We start from the raw sequence: 18138 nt of genomic DNA, 5'->3' as shown, positions 1-18138 counted from the left end.
AACGTTTCAGGAGTTGCACTGATGGAATTATCCTCTCTGACCGCCGTCTCACCCGTTGATGGCCGTTACGGCGATAAAGTCAGCCCGCTGCGCGCCATTTTCAGTGAGTTTGGTTTACTGAAATTCCGCGTGGAAGTGGAAGTTCGCTGGTTACAGAAACTGGCTGCGACCGCAGAGATCAGGGAAGTTCCTGCATTTGATGCTGACGCAAACGCTTTCCTTGACGCAATTGTCAGCAATTTTAATGAAACTGACGCTGCACGCATCAAAACCATAGAGCGCACCACCAATCACGATGTCAAAGCGGTTGAATACTTTCTGAAAGAGAAAGTGGCTGATGTGCCTGCGCTGCAGGCGGTCTCTGAGTTTATCCACTTCGCCTGCACCTCTGAAGATATCAACAACCTCTCCCATGCGCTGATGCTGGAAACGGCACGCCGCGACGTTATCACGCCCTACTGGCAGAAAATCATCGCTGCGGTGAAAGGGCTGGCGCAGGAGTATCGCGATATTCCGCTGCTCTCCCGTACGCACGGTCAGCCCGCTACCCCTTCAACCATGGGCAAAGAGATGGCCAACGTCGCCTACCGCATGGAGCGGCAGCTGCGTCAGCTGGGCAACATTGAGGTGCTGGGCAAAATCAACGGCGCCGTCGGCAACTACAACGCGCACATCGCCGCTTATCCGGAAGCGGACTGGCATCAGATCAGCGAAGATTTTGTCACCTCGCTTGGCATAACCTGGAACCCCTACACCACGCAGATTGAGCCGCACGACTACATCGCAGAGCTGTTTGACTGCATCGCGCGTTTCAACACTATCCTGATCGATTTTGATCGCGATATCTGGGGCTACGTTGCGCTGAACCACTTCAAACAGAAAACCATCGCGGGCGAAATTGGCTCCTCAACGATGCCGCACAAGGTCAACCCTATCGACTTTGAAAACTCTGAGGGCAATTTAGGTCTGGCAAACGCGGTGATGCAGCACCTCGCCAGCAAGCTCCCGGTGTCACGCTGGCAGCGCGATCTCACCGACTCAACCGTTCTGCGTAACCTCGGCGTCGGCGTCGGCTATGCGCTGATTGCCTATCAGTCCACGCTGAAGGGCATCTCAAAACTGGAGGTGAATCGCGATCGCCTGCTGGATGAGCTGGATCACAACTGGGAAGTGCTTGCCGAGCCGATTCAGACCGTAATGCGCCGTTACGGTATTGAAAAACCTTACGAAAAGCTTAAAGAGCTGACGCGCGGCAAGCGCGTGGACGCGGCGGGCATGCAGACCTTTATCGACAGCCTGGCGCTGCCGGAAGAGGAGAAAGTGCGCCTGAAGCAGATGACCCCGGCGAACTATCTGGGCCGCGCGGTGCAAATGGTCGATGAGCTGAAGTAATTCCGCCTGCACAGGCGCGCACCGCGCGCCTGTTGCGTTGTTCTCTGGTTTAGCTCCCTTCACGTATACTCACTTTATTATCACTGAGTTTGCAGGTAAGGAAAAAGTATGCGTGTTCTGGTTGTGGAAGATAATGCTCTGCTGCGCCACCATCTCGCCGTTCAGCTGCGTGATATGGGGCATCAGGTTGATGCCGCTGAAGATGCGAAAGAAGCTGACTACTTTCTTCAGGAGCATCTGCCTGACATTGCGCTGGTTGATCTTGGCCTGCCCGACGAAGATGGCATGTCGCTGATTCGCCGCTGGCGCAGCGACGCGGTGCGCCAGCCGATCCTGGTACTGACCGCGCGCGAAGGCTGGCAGGCAAAAGTTGAAGCCCTGGAAGCTGGCGCGGACGACTACGTTACCAAGCCTTTTCATATTGAGGAGGTTGCTGCCCGCCTGCAGGCGCTGATGCGGCGCAATAGCGGCCACGCATCGCAGATCATCTCCCTGCCGCCGTTTCAGGTCGACCTGTCACGTCGCGAGCTGGCGGTGAACGACGTGCCGGTGAAGCTGACAGCATTTGAATATACGATTGCAGAAACGCTGATCCGCAACGCGGGTAAAGTGGTCAGCAAAGATTCGCTGATGCTGCAGCTCTATCCTGATGCTGAACTGCGCGAGAGCCATACCATCGATGTGCTGATGGGCCGCCTGCGCAAGAAAATCCTTGCACTGCATCCGACCGAAGTGATCAACACGGTACGCGGTCAGGGCTACCGTTTCGATCTCTGACCTATGAACTGGTTTCGCCAGCTGCGCCCGCTCTCGCTCCGTACCCGCTTTCTGCTGGCGACCGCCGCCGTGGTCCTGTTTATCTCTCTCTCCTATGGCATGGTCGCGGTTATCGGCTATGTCGTGAGTTTCGATAAAAATACCTACCGCGTGCTGCGTGGTGAAAGTAACCTCTTTTTCACCCTGGCGCAGTGGCAGGATAACAAACTCACCATCGCGCAGCCGGAGCGCATGACGCTGAATTTCCCGACCCTGGTCTTTATCTACGATGAACGCGGCAAGCTGCTGTGGCAGCAGCGCGACGTGCCGGAGATCCGCGACAAGATCCAGCCCGAGTGGCTGCTGAAGCCTGACTTTTATGAAATTGACACCAGCAACCGCACCAGCCTGACGGCATTAGGCGATAACATCCAGGCGCAGCAGCAGCTGCACGCGCTGGACAGCAACAGTAACGACACCTTTACCCATTCGGTTGCGGTGAATCGCTACGATGCGACGGTTAATCTGCCGGCGATGACCATTGTGGTGGTGGATTCCATCCCACAGGAGCTGCAGCACTCAGACGTGGTCTGGTCATGGTTCAGCTATGTGCTGGCGGCTAACCTGCTACTGGTGATCCCGCTGCTCTGGCTGGCCGCTCACTGGAGCCTGCGCCCGATTGGCGATCTCACCGCGCAGGTGCGCGAGCTGGAGACCGGTCAGCGGGAAAACCTGGGCGACAACCCGCCGCAGGAGCTGAAAAGCCTGGTGCGCAACCTCAACCTGCTGCTGACCAACGAGCGCCAGCGCTATACCCGCTACCGCACCACGCTCTCAGATTTAACCCACAGCCTGAAAACACCGCTGGCGGTGCTGCAGAGTACGCTGCGATCGCTGCGCAACGGCAAATCGCTCACCATCGAACAGGCTGAGCCGGTGATGCTGGAGCAGATCAGCCGTATTTCACAGCAGACGGGTTACTATCTGCATCGCGCCAGCATGCAGGCCGATCACAATCCGCTGCAGCGCGATTTTCACTCGGTTTCCGCCCTGCTCGACAGCCTCTGCTCTGCGCTCAACAAGGTTTACCAGCGCAAGGGCGTAGAGATCACGCTCGACATCCCTCCCGAGCTGGTATTTGTCGGCGATCAGAACGATTTTATGGAAGTGCTCGGCAACGTGCTGGATAACGCCTGTAAATATTGCCTGGAGTTTATTGAAGTCAGCACGCGTCAGACTGACCAGGCGCTGCATCTGTTTATCGACGATGACGGGCCGGGTATTCCTGAAAGCAAGCGCGATCTGATTTTCGTCCGCGGCCAGCGGGCCGATACGCTGCGGCCGGGACAGGGGCTGGGACTGGCGGTGGTGCGGGATATTCTTGAACAGTATGCCGGAACCGTCAGCGCCTCTGCCAGCCCGCTGGGCGGCACGCGCATGGAAGTGGTGTTCCGGCGGCAGGAAGTTACACATCACCGCGAGTAGAACCGGCTGCGGACTGTTATACTTGCCAGCAATTATTGCTCCAACCGGAACGCTTCGTATGGATTATCAGCTCGATATCAACCAGACCGACTTTATTCAGCGCTACTGGCAGAAACGCCCGGTCGTGCTTAAGCGCGGCTTCAAAAATTTTGTGGATCCCCTCTCGCCGGATGAGCTGGCGGGACTGGCGATGGAGAATGAGGTGGACAGCCGCCTCGTCAGCCACCATAACGACAAATGGCAGGTCAGCCACGGCCCGTTTGAAAGCTATGACCATCTGGGTGAAAGCAACTGGTCGCTGCTGGTTCAGGCGGTTAACCACTGGCATGAGGGCTCTGCTGCTCTGATGCGCCCGTTCCGCTTTCTGCCCGACTGGCGCATTGACGATCTGATGATCTCGTTTTCAGTACCGGGCGGCGGTGTGGGTCCGCATTTCGACCAGTATGATGTCTTTATCATTCAGGGTACCGGCCGCCGGCGCTGGCGCGTGGGTGAGAAGGTTCCGATGAAGCAGCACTGCCCGCATCCCGATTTGCTGCAGGTTGCGCCGTTTGACGCCATCATTGACGAAGAGCTGGAGCCGGGCGATATTCTCTACATTCCGCCGGGCTTCCCGCACGAGGGCTACTCGCTGGAAAATGCGCTCAACTATTCGGTCGGGTTCCGGGCGCCAAATGGCCGCGAGCTGATCAGCGGCTTTGCTGATTATATGCTGGCCCATGAGCTGGGCAGCTATCGCTACAGCGATCCGGAAGTGCCTTCGCGCAGCTGCCCGTCGCAGATCCTGCCTTCAGAAGTTGAAGGCATTCGTCAGGTTATGCTGGACGTGATCAACCAGCCGGAGCAGTTCAGCCAGTGGTTTGGCGAATTTATTTCGCAGTCGCGCCATGAGCTGGACGTGGCGCCGCCGGAACCGCCGTATCAGCCGGATGAGATTTACGATGCGCTACAGCAGGGTGACACGCTGACGCGGCTTGGCGGCCTGCGCGTACTGACGCTGGGTGATGCCGTCTATGTTAATGGCGAGCAGATCACCAGCCAGCATCCGCAGGTACTGGCCGCGCTGGCGCACCAGCATGAGCTTGCTCTCGCAGATTTTGGTGACGCGCTGGATGACCCGTCACTGCTGGCGCAGCTGGCCGGTCTGGTAAACAGCGGCTACTGGTTCTTCGCTGATTAAAATCATGCGCCTCTCCCGCTTCCGGGAGAGGCGCTCTCCTGCGTTATGTCCGCTTCTCTGCCGCCAGCGCAGCGAGCCGCACAATCACTTCTGTCGCCTTTTGCATCACATTCAGTGAGGCAAACTCATGCTTGCCGTGGTAGTTATAGCCACCGGTAAAGATATTCGGACAGGGCAGCCCTTTCCACGACAGCGCGGAACCGTCAGTGCCGCCGCGAATCGGCTTCACGTCAGGCTCAATGCCGCAGTCGCGCATCGCCTGTAGCGCCAGCTCAATAATATGCGGATGCGGCTCCACTTTTTCGCGCATATTGCGGTAGCTGTCGCTGATCTCGACTTTAACCGAACATTCGCTCTGCAGCCCTTTGCCCACCCGCTGTCCGATGTTCTCCAGCAGCTGTTTGCGCTGTTCATAGCTGTCTGCATCAAAATCGCGGATCAGGTACATCAGCTCAGCGTGCTCCACCGTGCCTTTGATGGAGTGCAGATGGAAAAAGCCTTCGTAGCCGTCGGTAAACTGCGGCTTCTCCTGAGCAGGCAGCTCAGCGTGAAAGCGCATCGCCAGATCCAGCGCATTCACCATGACATTCTTTGCGCTGCCGGGATGAACGTTATTCCCGGTGATATAGACCATCGCGGTTGCGGCGTTGAAGTTCTCAAACTCAAACTCGCCGAGACCGCTGCCATCCATGGTGTAGGCCCAGTCAGCCGCAAATCCTTCCACGTCGAAGTGCGACGTGCCGCGGCCAATCTCCTCATCCGGCGTAAAGGCAACCCGGATAGCGCCGTGCGGCACGTCACCCTTTGCCAGCTCCGCCATCGCCGTCATAATCTCCGCAATGCCCGCTTTATCATCCGCGCCCAGCAGCGTTTTGCCGTCGGTCGTGATCAACGTATGTCCGGTCAGCTTATGCAGCACCGGGAACATCACCGGCGACAGCACGTCATCCCCGTTACCCAGCGCAATGTCGCCGCCGCGATAGTTCTCCACAATCTGCGGATTGACGTTTTTCGCCGTATAATCGGGCGAGGTATCCATATGAGAAATAAAGCCGATAACCGGCACTGGCCAGTCGACGTTGGCCGGTAGCGTACCCATTACGCAGCAGTGGTCGCTCAGCGATACATCGACAAAGCCCAGTGCAATCAGCTCTTCCTGCAGCTGACGCGCCAGGATCCACTGCCCCTCACTGCTCGGCACCTGCCGCGCCTGCGGTTTAGCCTGCGTCTCTATTGCTACGTAGCGCAGAAAGCGTTCCAGTAACTGTTCCATCTGTTATCCCCCTGTTTAAGCCAGTGTTATTATTGTGGCGGCAGCTGGCCGCCGTGTTGCGCGATATCACTCTTCTTTAGGTTAGCCTGCCTGCTATAGCGTGTACCAGGTAAATTATTGCCGGCTGATCTGTTACGCACAGTTCGGTAGTTTGCCCTCTTTTCCAGGTAATTCAGCGGTAAATTATGGCATTAGATAAATTTTCAGGTATTATCCCGCCTTCACTATGGCTCGCTGTCGCCGGCAGCGAGCCGCTATCCTGATCCCTTCAGACTGAGTGACAAAAATGACGCAAACATGCGCGCAACAGGCGCTGGTTACGCTTTCTGGCATCAGTAAAGCTTTCGATGGGAAAACCATCATCTCTGATTTCGACCTGCATATCGGACACGGGGAGTTTATTACTCTGCTGGGTCCTTCAGGCTGTGGAAAAACCACCATTCTGCGTCTGCTTGCCGGACTGGAAACCACCGACAGCGGCCGTATCACGCTGGATGGCAGCGATATTACCGATACGCCCGCCGAGCAGCGTCATATCAATACCGTGTTTCAGAGCTACGCGCTGTTTCCGCATATGTCCGTGTTCGAGAACGTCGCATTCGGTCTGCGCATGCAGAAGCGTCCCGCCGATGAGATTGTTCAGCGCGTTGATGAAGCGCTGGCCATGGTGCAGCTGGAGAGTTTCGCCGACCGGCGCCCGCGTCAGCTTTCAGGGGGACAGCAGCAGCGGGTCGCTATCGCCCGCGCCGTGGTTAACCGGCCAAAAGTCCTGCTGCTGGATGAATCTCTCTCGGCGCTGGATTATAAGCTGCGTCGTCAGATGCAGAACGAGCTGAAAGCGCTGCAGCGCAAACTGGGCATCACCTTTGTTTTTGTCACCCACGATCAGGAAGAGGCGCTCTCTATGTCAGATCGTATCGTGGTGATGCGCGACGGTCGCATTGAGCAGGATGGCACGCCGCGTGAAATTTATGAAGAGCCGGGCAACCTGTTTGTGGCGCGTTTTATCGGTGAAATCAACGTCTTTGACGCCGAGGTAATCGCGTGCGATCGCGCGCCCACCATCCGTGCTCGCGTTGAAGGCATCGCCTGCGATCTGCACTGCCCGTTTCCGGTAGCGCCCGGTGATAAACTGCACGTACTGCTGCGCCCGGAAGATCTGCGCGTTGAGGAGATCGCCCATGACAGCCGCAGCGAGTATCTGACCGGTTTTGTTCGCGACCGCAGCTATAAAGGCATGACCCTGGAGTCCTCGGTGGAGCTGGAGAACGGCAAGCTGCTGACGGTCAGTGAATTCTTCAACGAAGATGACCCCGATTTTGACCACTCGCTGAATCAAAAAATGGCTATCCGCTGGGTGCCGGACTGGGAGGTGGTACTGCCCTATGAAACTGATGCGTAATCGTCTGCAGAAAGCGATTGTTGCCCTGATTGTCAGCTGGCTGACGCTGTTTGTGCTGCTGCCCAATCTGATGATTATCGTCACCAGCTTTCTGACGCGCGATGATGCGCACTTTGTCAGCATGGTACTGACCTTTGATAACTACCGCCGCCTGCTCGACCCGCTCTATGCCAGCGTGCTGCTGCATTCACTGAATATGGCGTTTATCGCCACCCTGTGCTGTCTGCTGCTGGGCTATCCGTTTGCCTGGTGCCTCACCCGGCTCTCTCCCCGGCTGCGTCCGCTGATGCTCTTTTTGCTGATAGTGCCCTTCTGGACCAACTCGCTGATCCGCATCTATGGGCTGAAGATCTTTCTCAGCACCCGCGGCTGGCTGAACGACTTTCTGCTCTGGCTCGGCGTGACAGATAAACCTTTTCGCATCATGTTCACCTCTGAAGCGGTGATTCTGGGACTCATCTATATCCTGCTGCCGTTTATGGTACTGCCGCTTTACTCCAGCCTGGAGAAGCTCGATCGGTCGTACCTTGAAGCGGCGCGCGATCTCGGTGCCGGTAAGCTCCAGACGTTTGTACGCATTATTCTGCCGCTGACCCTGCCCGGCATTGTCGCGGGCTGCCTGCTGGTATTTATCCCGGCGATGGGCATGTTTTACGTTGCCGACCTTATGGGCGGCGCCAGAAATCTGCTGATCGGAAATATTATCAAAAGCCAGTTCCTGAACATTCGCGACTGGCCGTCAGGCGCAGCAACCAGCGTGGTGATGACGCTGCTGATGGGCATTATGCTGCTGTTTTACTGGCGGGCGGCGCGGCTGCTGAATAACCGGATGGATCTCTCATGATGGCGCGTCTGCTACGCGGCGGCTTTATGGCCGCAATCTATGCCTGGTTCTATATTCCGATGATTATCCTGATCGTAAACTCCTTCAACGCCTCGCGCTTTGGCATTAACTGGCAGGGATTCAGCACGCGCTGGTATCAGCTGCTGCTGAACAACGACAGTCTGATTCAGGCTGCGCAGCACTCACTTATCATGGGTGTGATCTCCGCAACCTGCGCCACGCTTATCGGCGCGCTTACGGCCGTCGCGCTCTACCGCTACCGTTTTCGCGGTAAGCCCTTTGTCAGCGGGATGCTGTTTGTGGTGATGATGTCGCCGGATATCGTTATGGCGATCTCCCTGCTGGTGCTGTTTATGCTGCTGGGGATCTCGCTCGGCTTCTGGTCGCTGCTGTTTTCGCATATCACCTTCTGCCTGCCTTTTGTGGTGATCACCGTCTACTCGCGGCTGAAAGGATTTGATGTGCGCATGCTGGAGGCGGCAAAAGATCTCGGTGCCAGCGAGGTGACGATTCTGCGTAAAATCCTGCTGCCGCTGGCGATGCCGGCCGTGGCAGCGGGCTGGCTGCTGAGCTTTACTCTCTCTATGGATGATGTGGTGGTCTCATCATTCGTTACCGGGCCGGGTTTCGAAATCCTGCCGCTGAAGATCTACTCCATGGTGAAAGTCGGTGTTTCACCCGAGGTGAACGCGCTGGCGACGATCCTGCTGCTGCTGTCGCTGCTGCTGGTGGCGATCAGTCAGCTACTGCTCCGTGATAAAACCCAATAGAGGATACCCCATGAAAAAACACGCTTGCTGGCTGATAGCGGGAGCAATGGCGCTGTGTATGCAGAGCGCACAGGCTGACAATAAAACGCTCTACTTCTACAACTGGACGGAGTATGTGCCGCCGGGTCTGCTGGAGCAGTTTACCAAAGAGACCGGGATCAAAGTGATCTACTCCACCTATGAATCCAATGAGAGCATGTACGCCAAGCTGAAAACCTGGAAAGATGGCGCCTACGATCTGGTGGTGCCTTCGACCTATTTTGTCGCCAAAATGCGTAATGAGGGGATGCTGCAGAAGATCGACAAATCGCAGCTGAGCAACTTTAGAAATCTCGATCCCGACCTGCTCAACAAGCCGTTCGATCCCAATAACGACTACTCCATTCCCTATATCTGGGGCGCGACCGCTATCGGTGTCAACAGCGATGAGATCGATCCTAAAACGATCACACGCTGGGCCGACCTCTGGAAGCCGGAATATAAGCAGAGTCTGCTGCTGACGGACGATGCGCGCGAAGTGTTCCAGGTGGCGCTGCGCAAGCTCGGTTATTCCGGTAATACGCAGGACCCGGCGCAGATCGCTGCCGCGTCGGAAGAGCTGAAAAAGCTGATGCCGAACGTGCTGGCGTTTAACTCCGATAATCCGGGTAACCCGTTTATGGAGGGTGAAGTCAACGTCGGCATGATCTGGAACGGCTCCGCTTACGTGGCGCGTCAGGCGGGCACGCCGCTGAGCATTGTCTGGCCGGAAGAAGGCGGCATTTTCTGGATGGACAATCTGGCAATCCCGGCCAATGCGAAAAACCGGGAGGGGGCGCTGAAGCTGATCAACTTCCTGCTGCGCCCTGATGTGGCAGCTCAGGTGGCGGAAACCATCGGTTACCCGACGCCAAATCTGGCGGCAAAAAAGCTGCTGCCTGCCGCCGTTGCGCAGGATCCGTCACTCTATCCGCCTGCTGACGTCATCAGAAAAGGCGAATGGCAGAATGATGTCGGGGCCGCCAGCGTACAGTATGAAACGCTGTTTCAGAAGCTGAAAGCGGGCCGCTGAAGGGCGTAACGGGCGCCGCGCAGGCGCCCGGTTTAGTGCTCCAGGCTCTGCAGCAGGCGCTGCACAAATGCCGGTACCTCTTCGCTCGCCAGGCCATATTTTCCTTCGGCAAACTCATTGCCCACCTGACTTGGCTCCAGGTTCAGCTCGACCGTATGCGCGCCCTGCAGCGTGGCTTCATGTACAAATCCGGCGGCAGGATAGACATGGCCTGAGGTGCCGATGGCGATAAACAGATCGACCTGCTGCATCGCCTCATAGATCTCTTCCATGCCGAGCGGCATTTCGCCAAACCACACCACGTGCGGCCGCAGCCGCGCCGGAAACTGGCAGCAGGTGCAGCGGTCGTCGGCGGTCACGTCGCGGTACCACGTCACCACCTGGCCACTCTCCTCACAGCGTACTTTCAGCAGTTCGCCATGCATATGCAGCACGCGCTGGCTGCCGGCACGCTCGTGCAGATTATCGATGTTCTGTGTGACCAGCAGAAAGTTATCGCCCAGCGCCTGTTCCAGCTCTGCCAGCGCCAAATGCGCGGCGTTAGGCTGGATCTCCGGCTGCTGCAGCTGCTGGCGGCGGATATTATAAAAGCGCTGCACCAGCGCCGGATCGCGGCGAAAGCCCTCCGGCGTAGCAACATCTTCAATACGGTGCTCTTCCCACAGGCCGTCGGAGGCGCGAAAAGTACGAATGCCCGATTCAGCAGAGATGCCGGCACCGGTCAGTACCACCACGCGCGGCAGCGGATGCGCGGCGAGTTCAGCGCTGCGATCGCGCTCAAAAATGCGCTGGCGAAAGCGCTGATGCACTTTACGGCGGTTTTTCCGGTCGCGGGCGAGCCGCAGGCGGCGGCGCTGTATGCGCATAAAAACTCCTTGATCTGCGGCGCAGTACGCCGTGTTTCGGGTGTTGTAGTGGGCAATGCTGTCCCGGTAATAGCGACTGCGCGGCCACACCGCCGTACGCAGTCGCTGAAACCGGACGCAGCCGCCGGAGCGGCTGCGTCAGGGCGGTTACTGACCGCTCAGCACGCGGGCCGGATCGAGGCGGCTGGCGCGACGCGCCGGGTACCAGCTGGCGATCAGGCTCAGCACGATAGCGGTTGCCAGTACAATGACAACATCCAGCCAGTGCAGTTCCGACGGCAGGAAGTCGATAAAATAGATATCGCCTGCCAGCAGCGTATGCCCGGTCAGATGTTCGATGCCGCGCATCACCGGCGTCAGATTCAGCGCCACCAGCACACCGGTAATAACACCGCTGACGCTGCCCAGCAGGCCCGCCAGCAGCCCGTACCAGATAAAGATAGCGCGGATAAGCCCATCTTTCGCCCCCAGGGTACGCAGCACGGCAATGTCTGCGCTCTTATCTTTGACTGCCATTACCAGCGTGGAAACGATATTAAAACAGGCAACGCCGATCACCAGCACCATCGCCAGATACATAATGGCGCGGATCATCTGGATATCGCGATACATATAGCCGTAGGTGCCAATCCAGCTTTTGATATAAACATAGGCGTGGGTTACCTCACCGGCCGTGCGCACCAGTTTTTGCGCCTGAAACGGATCGCTCATCTTCAGTGCGATACCGCTGACGCTGTCGCCCAGGCCCAGATAGCGCTGCGCATCCGCCAGCGGAACCAGCGCCAGGCTGTGATCGAGCATGCCGCTCAGCTGAAGAATGCCGCTGACCTGCAGCCGGATGCGCTTTGGCTGCTGCAGCTTATTATCCGCGCTGCTGTTCGGGATCATGATGGTGATCCAGCTGCCCTGCTTTACGTTCAGTGATTTGGCAATACCGCCGCCTAAAATAATCTGCTGCCTGCCGGCGGCAAACTGTGCCCAGGCGTCGCCAGCGACAAACTGCGGCAGTGCGCTGAGACGCGACTCCTGCTGCGGATCAACCCCTTTGACCTGCAGCGCCTGCAGCCTGGCTCCGCTCTCAATCAATCCGGTAAAATTAACGTAGGGGGCCGCCGCCGCGATGCCGGGCACCTGCTCCATCGGGGCGATCAGAGATTGCCAGTCGCGCAGCGGCCCTTCGACCGGCTCAATTTCACCATGCGGAACGACGGCCAGAATGCGGTTATTCAGCTCACGCTCGAAACCGTTCATGGCGCTGAGGCCGATGATCAGTACCGCCACGCCCAGCGCAATTCCCACGGTGGAGATCACTGAAATCAGCGATACCATGCCGCCGCGCCGCCGGCCCCGGCTGAAGCGCAGCCCCAGCAACAGCGAGAGTGAAGAGGTCATGCCTCTGCTCCCAGCGTCAGGCGATCGCTCAGCTGTCCGTCACGCATCTCCATCTGCCGCGTCAGCCGTTTTGCCAGCTGCAGATCGTGAGTCACCACCAGAAACGCCGTACCCTGACGCACGTTAAGCTCGCCCAGCAGCTCAAATATCGCGTCGGCGTTGCGTGCATCAAGATTGCCGGTAGGCTCATCCGCCATCACCAGACGCGGACGGTTGACCAGCGCCCGGGCAATCGCCACGCGCTGACGCTCGCCGCCTGAGAGCTCAGAAGGACGATGCGCGGCGCGCTTCTCCAGCCCGACCGCCGCCAGCATTTCGCGGGCGCGACTCTCAGCTTCCGCTTTGGCCGTTTTGCCAATCAGCAGCGGCATCGCCACGTTCTCCAGCGCGCTGAAGTCAGGCAGCAGGTGATGGAACTGATAGATGAAGCCCAGCTCGCGATTGCGCAGCTCCGCTTTTGCGGCGGCGCTCATGGCATTAAGCGAACGGCCATCAAACACCACGTCGCCCGAGGTCGGCGCATCCAGCCCGCCCAGCAGATGCAGGAGCGTACTTTTACCGGAGCCGGAGCTGCCGACAATCGCCGCCAGCTCGCCGGGTTGCAGGCTGAAAGCCACGTTGCGCAGCACATCGGTCTGCACGCTGCCTTCCTGATAGCGTTTGCACAGGTCGCGGCACTGCAACAAAGGGGTATTACTCATAACGTAAAGCCTCAGCGGGTTGAACGGCGGCAGCGCGCCAGGAGGGATAAAGGGTTGAGAGCAGCGCAACCGTCATTGAAATCAGGGCGATAATCACCACCTGCCAGGGATTGATGTCCACCGGCAGCGCCGCGCCATCGAGAAACAGGCCGATGACCGGCATCAGCGTGTTCAGCTGGCTGGCAAGCAGCACGCCAAGCAGCGCACCCAGCAGCGCGCCAATAATACCGGCACTGGCGCCCTGCACCATAAAGACCGCGACAATCTGCCGCCGGGTTAAGCCCTGCGTCTGCAGAATCGCCACTTCGCCCTGCTTCTCCATAATCAGCAGACCCAGCGAGGTAATAATATTGAACGCCGCTACGGCGATAATCAGACTCAGCAGCAGCCCCATCATATTTTTTTCCATGCGTACCGCCTGGAAAAGATCGCCTTTGCGCTCGCGCCAGTCTTTCCACACCGTGCCCTGCGGCAGCGGCTGGGTGCTCAGCGCATCCACGCTCAGCGGCTTTTCCAGCCAGAGCCGCCAGCCGGTGATGCTGCCTGCCGGATAGCGCATAACGCGTGATGCATCCTGCTGATTGACAAGGATCTGGTACCCATCTACTTCACTGTTTGCCGCGTAAGTGCCGGCAACGGTAAAGATGCGCTGGCTGGGCAGGCGCCCGACCGGCGTAAACTGGCTGACCGAAGGCACCATCAGACGCAGCGCATCGCCCCGCTTCACGCCGAGCTGTGCGGCGAGCTGCTCACCGAGGATCACATTATATTTGCCCGCCTGCAGCACCTGCTGCTGCGTGTTGACCAGGTAAGGCGTGAGCGGATCGGGTTCGTCCGGATTAACGCCCAGCATCACGCCGACCGAGACGTTGTGCGCACTCTGCAGCACCACATCGCCCGTGGTCAGGGGAGCGATGCGCGTGACGCCCTGCAGCTTCAGGCTGTCAGCCGGCAGCTGCTGCGGATCGATACTGCCTTTGTCGCTGGTGATAAGCGCCTGCGGCATCAGCCCCAGGATGTTCCCCTCCAGCTCACGCTCAAAGCCGTTCATCACCGACAGCACGGTCACCAGCGCCATCACGCCCAGGGTAATACCGATAGTTGAGAGCCAGGAGACGAAGCGACCGAAGCGGTCTGAAGCCCGTCCACGCATGTAGCGTAAACCGATAAATAGCGCAACTGGTTGATACATGAGTTCCGTTCTGGCCATTGCCTGATAATAAGGTAGAGGGATGATAATGGAGCCGCCTGCTTTATGAAACCTCTAACCCACTGAGTGTTGAGCGAAGTTGCATCAAAATGCGTCCCTGCCGCGCCACAGGAGAGATTTCTGTCACCGCAACGGTTCCGCCCCGCCGCGCGGCCGGATAAAAGCTGTACGAACGGTTGCCGCTGGCGGCGCGCGCATACCATCACTGGCATATCGGGACTATTATATCTCTCAGGCTGATAGCGCGGAGTCGCTGTCGCTCCCTTCCGGCCTGCCTGCGGGCACAATGGAGAGATGATCATCAGGGCGGTTTATGGAATGATGACGCCCTGAAATACAAGGAGAGCACGTCGAGACCCTATGTCGGAACAGCACCGTTATACCCTGCCTGCCAAAGCAGGAGACCATCGTCAGCTCGGCCAGCTGGTCGGCGCCGCACAGGCGGTTGAATGCGCCAGTATCACCGAACGCCATCAGGGTCCGGTGTTGATGATCACCCCGGATATGCAGTCCGCGCTGCGGCTGCAGGAGGAGATCCGACAGTTTACCGACCTGCCGGTAATTAATCTGCCGGACTGGGAAACGCTGCCTTACGACAGCTTTTCGCCCCATCAGGATATTATTTCTGCGCGCCTCTCTACGCTTTACCAGCTGCCGATGCTGGCCCGCGGTATGCTGATTCTGCCGGTCAATACGCTGATGCAGCGCGTCTGCCCGCACAGCTTCCTGCACGGGCACGCGCTGGTGATGCAACAGGGACAGAAACTGTCACGCGACGCGCTGCGCGAGCAGCTGGAGCAGGCGGGTTACCGCCACGTCGATCAGGTGATGGAGCATGGCGAATACGCCACGCGCGGTGCCCTGCTCGATCTCTTCCCGATGGGCAGCGACCAGCCCTATCGCATCGACTTTTTTGATGATGAAATCGACAGCCTGCGCCTGTTCGACGTCGACAGCCAGCGCACGCTGGAGTCAGTGGATGCGATCAATCTCCTGCCGGCGCACGAATTTCCCACAGATAAAGCGGCGATCGAGCTGTTTCGCACCCGCTGGCGCGAAATTTTCGACGTGCGCCGCGAGCCGGAGCATATCTATCAGCAGGTCAGTAAAGGCACGCTGCCCTCCGGCATCGAATACTGGCAGCCGCTGTTTTTTGAGCAGCCGCTGCCCACGCTGTTCAGCTACCTGCCCGCCAGCACGCTGGTGCTGAACTGCGGCGATCTGGCTGGCAGCGCGGAGCGCTTCTGGCAGGATGCGAACGCGCGCTTTGAAAACCGGCGCATCGATCCGATGCGCCCGCTGCTGGAGCCGGCCACGCTCTGGCTGCGGCCCGATGCGCTGCTCAGCGAACTGAAAGCCTGGCCGCGCATGCAGCTCACGGCAGAAACGCTGCCGGAAAAAGCCGCCAATGCCAACCTGGCTTATGAACCGCTGCCGGAGCTTACCGTGCAGGCCCAGGCGAAAGCCCCACTCGACCTGCTGCGCCAGTTTCTGGAGCAGTTCAGCGGCCAGGTGATTTTCTCGGTAGAGAGTGAAGGCCGCCGGGAAAGCCTGCAGGAGCTGCTGGCGCGCATTAAGCTACGCCCTCAGCCGGTTGAACACTTCAGCGAAGCGGCGGCTCAGCCGTACAGCCTGATGATTGGCGCCAGCGAGCGTGGCTTTATCGATACGCTGCGCGATCGCGCGCTGATCTGTGAAAGCGATTTGCTGGGCGAGCGCGTCAGCCGTCGCCGGCAGGATAATCGCCGCACCATCAATCCGGACGTTCTGATCCGCAACCTGGCGGAGCTGCATCCGGGGCAGCCGGTGGTGCATCTGGAGCACGGCGTCGGTCGTTATATCGGACTCACCACGCTTGAGGCTGGCGGTATTGTGGCGGAGTATCTGATGCTCTCCTACGCCGGCGACGCCAAGCTTTATGTGCCGGTCTCCTCACTGCATCTGATCAGCCGCTACGCTGGCGGCGCCGATGAAAATGCGCCGCTGCACAAGCTGGGCAGCGACGCCTGGTCACGCGCACGGCAGAAAGCGGCGGAAAAGGTACGCGACGTGGCGGCGGAACTGCTGGATATCTACGCCCAGCGTGCTGCGAAAAGCGGCTACGCCTTTAAGCACGATCGCGAGCAGTACCGGCTGTTCTGCGAGGGCTTCCCGTTTGAAACCACGCCGGACCAGGCGCAGGCAATTAACGCCGTGCTGAGTGATATGTGCCAGCCGCTGGCCATGGATCGCCTGGTGTGTGGCGACGTGGGCTTTGGTAAAACGGAAGTGGCGATGCGCGCGGCGTTTCTGGCCGTGGAGAACACCAGGCAGGTGGCGGTACTGGTTCCCACCACCCTGCTGGCGCAGCAGCACTATGATAACTTCCGCGATCGCTTTGCCAACTGGCCGGTGCGTATCGAGATGCTGTCACGCTTCCGCAGCGTGAAAGAGCAGGCACAGGTGCTGGAGCAGGCGAGCGAAGGCAAAATCGATATTCTGATCGGCACGCACAAACTGCTGATGAGCGATCTCAAATGGCGCGACCTCGGGCTGCTGATTGTGGATGAAGAGCACCGCTTTGGCGTGCGGCATAAAGAGCGCATCAAGGCGATGCGCGCCGACGTCGATATCCTGACGCTGACCGCTACGCCTATTCCGCGTACGCTGAATATGGCGATGAGCGGCATGCGCGATCTGTCGATTATCGCCACGCCGCCTGCCCGTCGCCTGGCGGTAAAAACCTTTGTGCGCGAGTATGACAGCCTGGTGGTGCGTGAAGCGATTCTGCGCGAAGTGCTGCGCGGTGGTCAGGTTTACTACCTCTATAACGACGTGGAAAACATTGAGAAAGCGGCGCAGCGGCTGGCGGATCTGGTGCCGGAAGCGCGTATCGCGATTGGTCATGGCCAGATGCGCGAGCGCGATCTGGAGCGGGTAATGAACGATTTCCATCATCAGCGTTTTAATGTACTGGTCTGTACCACCATCATTGAAACCGGTATCGATGTACCCAGCGCCAACACCATCATCATTGAACGTGCCGATCACTTTGGTCTGGCGCAGCTGCACCAGCTGCGCGGTCGCGTTGGCCGCTCGCACCACCAGGCCTACGCCTGGCTGCTGACACCGCACCCGAAAGCGATGACCACCGATGCCCAGAAGCGGCTGGAGGCGATCGCCTCGCTGGAAGATTTAGGCGCCGGCTTTGCGCTGGCGACGCACGACCTTGAAATCCGCGGCGCCGGTGAACTGCTGGGCGAGGATCAGAGCGGTCAGATGGAGAGCATCGGCTTTACGCTCTATATGGAGCTGCTGGAAAATGCGGTGGATGCCCTGAAAGCGGGACGCGAGCCGTCGCTGGAAGATCTCACCAGCAATCAGACTGAGATTGAACTGCGGATGCCGGCGCTGCTGCCCGACGATTTTATTCCCGATGTCAGCACCCGTCTTTCACTCTATAAGCGGGTTGCCAGTGCCGCCGACGAGCAGGATCTGGCTGAACTGCGGGTAGAGATGATTGACCGCTTCGGCAAACTGCCTGACGCCGCGCGCAATCTGCTGGATATTGCCGCGCTGCGCCTGGCCGCGCGCGAGCTGGGCGTGCGCAAAATTGAAGCCAGTGACAAAGGCGGCTTCTTTGAGTTTGCCCCACAGAATCAGATCGATCCCGGCTGGCTGATTAGCCTGCTGCAGAAAGATCCGGCACAGTGGAAGCTGGATGGCCCGACGCGGCTGCGCTTCACGCGCGATCTGGCTGAACGCAAGCTGCGCATGGAGTGGGTTCAGGACTTTATCACTGAACTGGCCAGGCACCGGCTGCCGGCGGGCTGATGC

Annotated in this window: 14 protein-coding genes; 9 read left to right on the top strand and 5 right to left on the bottom strand. The window is 58.7% G+C overall.

The window, feature by feature from the left end:
• The first annotated feature begins 21 nt into the window (after positions 1 to 21).
• From purB to F3I15_RS07855, 4 genes are all read left to right on the top strand, one after another.
• On the top strand, positions 22 to 1392 hold the full coding sequence (gene purB / locus F3I15_RS07870; RefSeq protein ID WP_150017355.1) for an adenylosuccinate lyase: 1371 nt from the start codon (positions 22 to 24) through the stop codon (positions 1390 to 1392).
• Between the two features lie 108 nt (positions 1393 to 1500).
• Positions 1501 to 2169, top strand: coding sequence for a two-component system response regulator PhoP (gene phoP, locus F3I15_RS07865; protein WP_039383893.1), 669 nt, complete (start codon positions 1501 to 1503; stop codon positions 2167 to 2169).
• A gap of 3 nt (positions 2170 to 2172) precedes the next feature.
• Positions 2173 to 3633 (top strand): two-component system sensor histidine kinase PhoQ, encoded by a 1461-nt coding sequence (phoQ, locus tag F3I15_RS07860; protein WP_150017354.1) that lies wholly within the window; start codon positions 2173 to 2175, stop codon positions 3631 to 3633.
• A gap of 58 nt (positions 3634 to 3691) precedes the next feature.
• Positions 3692 to 4813: a cupin domain-containing protein gene (locus tag F3I15_RS07855; protein WP_094112135.1), complete on the top strand. Its 1122-nt coding sequence runs from the start codon at positions 3692 to 3694 to the stop codon at positions 4811 to 4813.
• A 43-nt stretch (positions 4814 to 4856) separates the two neighbouring features.
• Here F3I15_RS07855 and pepT read toward each other — a convergent pair whose 3' ends face one another.
• A complete protein-coding gene (gene pepT, locus F3I15_RS07850; RefSeq protein ID WP_150017353.1) occupies positions 4857 to 6086 on the bottom strand; it encodes a peptidase T in 1230 nt (409 codons plus the stop codon).
• Between the two features lie 286 nt (positions 6087 to 6372).
• On the opposite strand from pepT, the gene potA reads away from it, so the two are divergent.
• From potA to potD, 4 genes are read left to right on the top strand one after another with little or no spacing between them, the layout of a single operon-like run.
• Positions 6373 to 7488 carry a spermidine/putrescine ABC transporter ATP-binding protein PotA gene (gene potA, locus F3I15_RS07845; protein ID WP_150017352.1) on the top strand — a complete coding sequence of 372 codons (1116 nt, stop codon included), beginning with the start codon at positions 6373 to 6375 and terminating at the stop codon, positions 7486 to 7488.
• Positions 7472 to 8332 (top strand): spermidine/putrescine ABC transporter permease PotB, encoded by an 861-nt coding sequence (gene potB / locus F3I15_RS07840; RefSeq protein WP_150017351.1) that lies wholly within the window; start codon positions 7472 to 7474, stop codon positions 8330 to 8332. The genes potA and potB overlap by 17 nt, the downstream gene beginning before the upstream one ends.
• On the top strand, positions 8329 to 9102 hold the full coding sequence (gene potC / locus F3I15_RS07835) for a spermidine/putrescine ABC transporter permease PotC (RefSeq protein WP_108569256.1): 774 nt from the start codon (positions 8329 to 8331) through the stop codon (positions 9100 to 9102). Before potB ends, potC begins: the two co-directional genes overlap by 4 nt.
• A gap of 10 nt (positions 9103 to 9112) precedes the next feature.
• Entirely contained in the window at positions 9113 to 10153 is a 1041-nt protein-coding gene (gene potD / locus F3I15_RS07830; protein ID WP_150017350.1) for a spermidine/putrescine ABC transporter substrate-binding protein PotD, read from the top strand.
• A 32-nt stretch (positions 10154 to 10185) separates the two neighbouring features.
• Here potD and cobB read toward each other — a convergent pair whose 3' ends face one another.
• From cobB to lolC, 4 genes are all read right to left on the bottom strand, one after another.
• Complete coding sequence (cobB, locus tag F3I15_RS07825; RefSeq protein WP_150017349.1) at positions 10186 to 11019, bottom strand: Sir2 family NAD+-dependent deacetylase; 834 nt, start codon at positions 11017 to 11019, stop codon at positions 10186 to 10188.
• 147 nt (positions 11020 to 11166) lie between these two features.
• Entirely contained in the window at positions 11167 to 12411 is a 1245-nt protein-coding gene (lolE, locus tag F3I15_RS07820) for a lipoprotein-releasing ABC transporter permease subunit LolE (RefSeq protein ID WP_150017348.1), read from the bottom strand.
• The gene (lolD, locus tag F3I15_RS07815; protein WP_150017347.1) at positions 12408 to 13112 is read right to left on the bottom strand and encodes a lipoprotein-releasing ABC transporter ATP-binding protein LolD; all 705 of its coding nucleotides are present in this window, start codon (positions 13110 to 13112) and stop codon (positions 12408 to 12410) included. Before lolD ends, lolE begins: the two co-directional genes overlap by 4 nt.
• Positions 13105 to 14304 carry a lipoprotein-releasing ABC transporter permease subunit LolC gene (gene lolC, locus F3I15_RS07810; protein ID WP_150017346.1) on the bottom strand — a complete coding sequence of 400 codons (1200 nt, stop codon included), beginning with the start codon at positions 14302 to 14304 and terminating at the stop codon, positions 13105 to 13107. The genes lolD and lolC overlap by 8 nt, the downstream gene beginning before the upstream one ends.
• A 378-nt stretch (positions 14305 to 14682) precedes the next feature.
• On the opposite strand from lolC, the gene mfd reads away from it, so the two are divergent.
• The gene (gene mfd / locus F3I15_RS07805; RefSeq protein ID WP_150017345.1) at positions 14683 to 18135 is read left to right on the top strand and encodes a transcription-repair coupling factor; all 3453 of its coding nucleotides are present in this window, start codon (positions 14683 to 14685) and stop codon (positions 18133 to 18135) included.
• Positions 18136 to 18138 lie beyond the last annotated feature (3 nt).

The organism is Pantoea sp. M_9, assembly GCF_008631385.1.
In the GTDB taxonomy this organism is placed as follows: Bacteria; Pseudomonadota; Gammaproteobacteria; order Enterobacterales; family Enterobacteriaceae; genus Pantoea; species Pantoea eucrina.
Note: the sequence above shows the minus strand (reverse complement) of the source record. Positions and strands in the feature narration are given on the sequence as shown.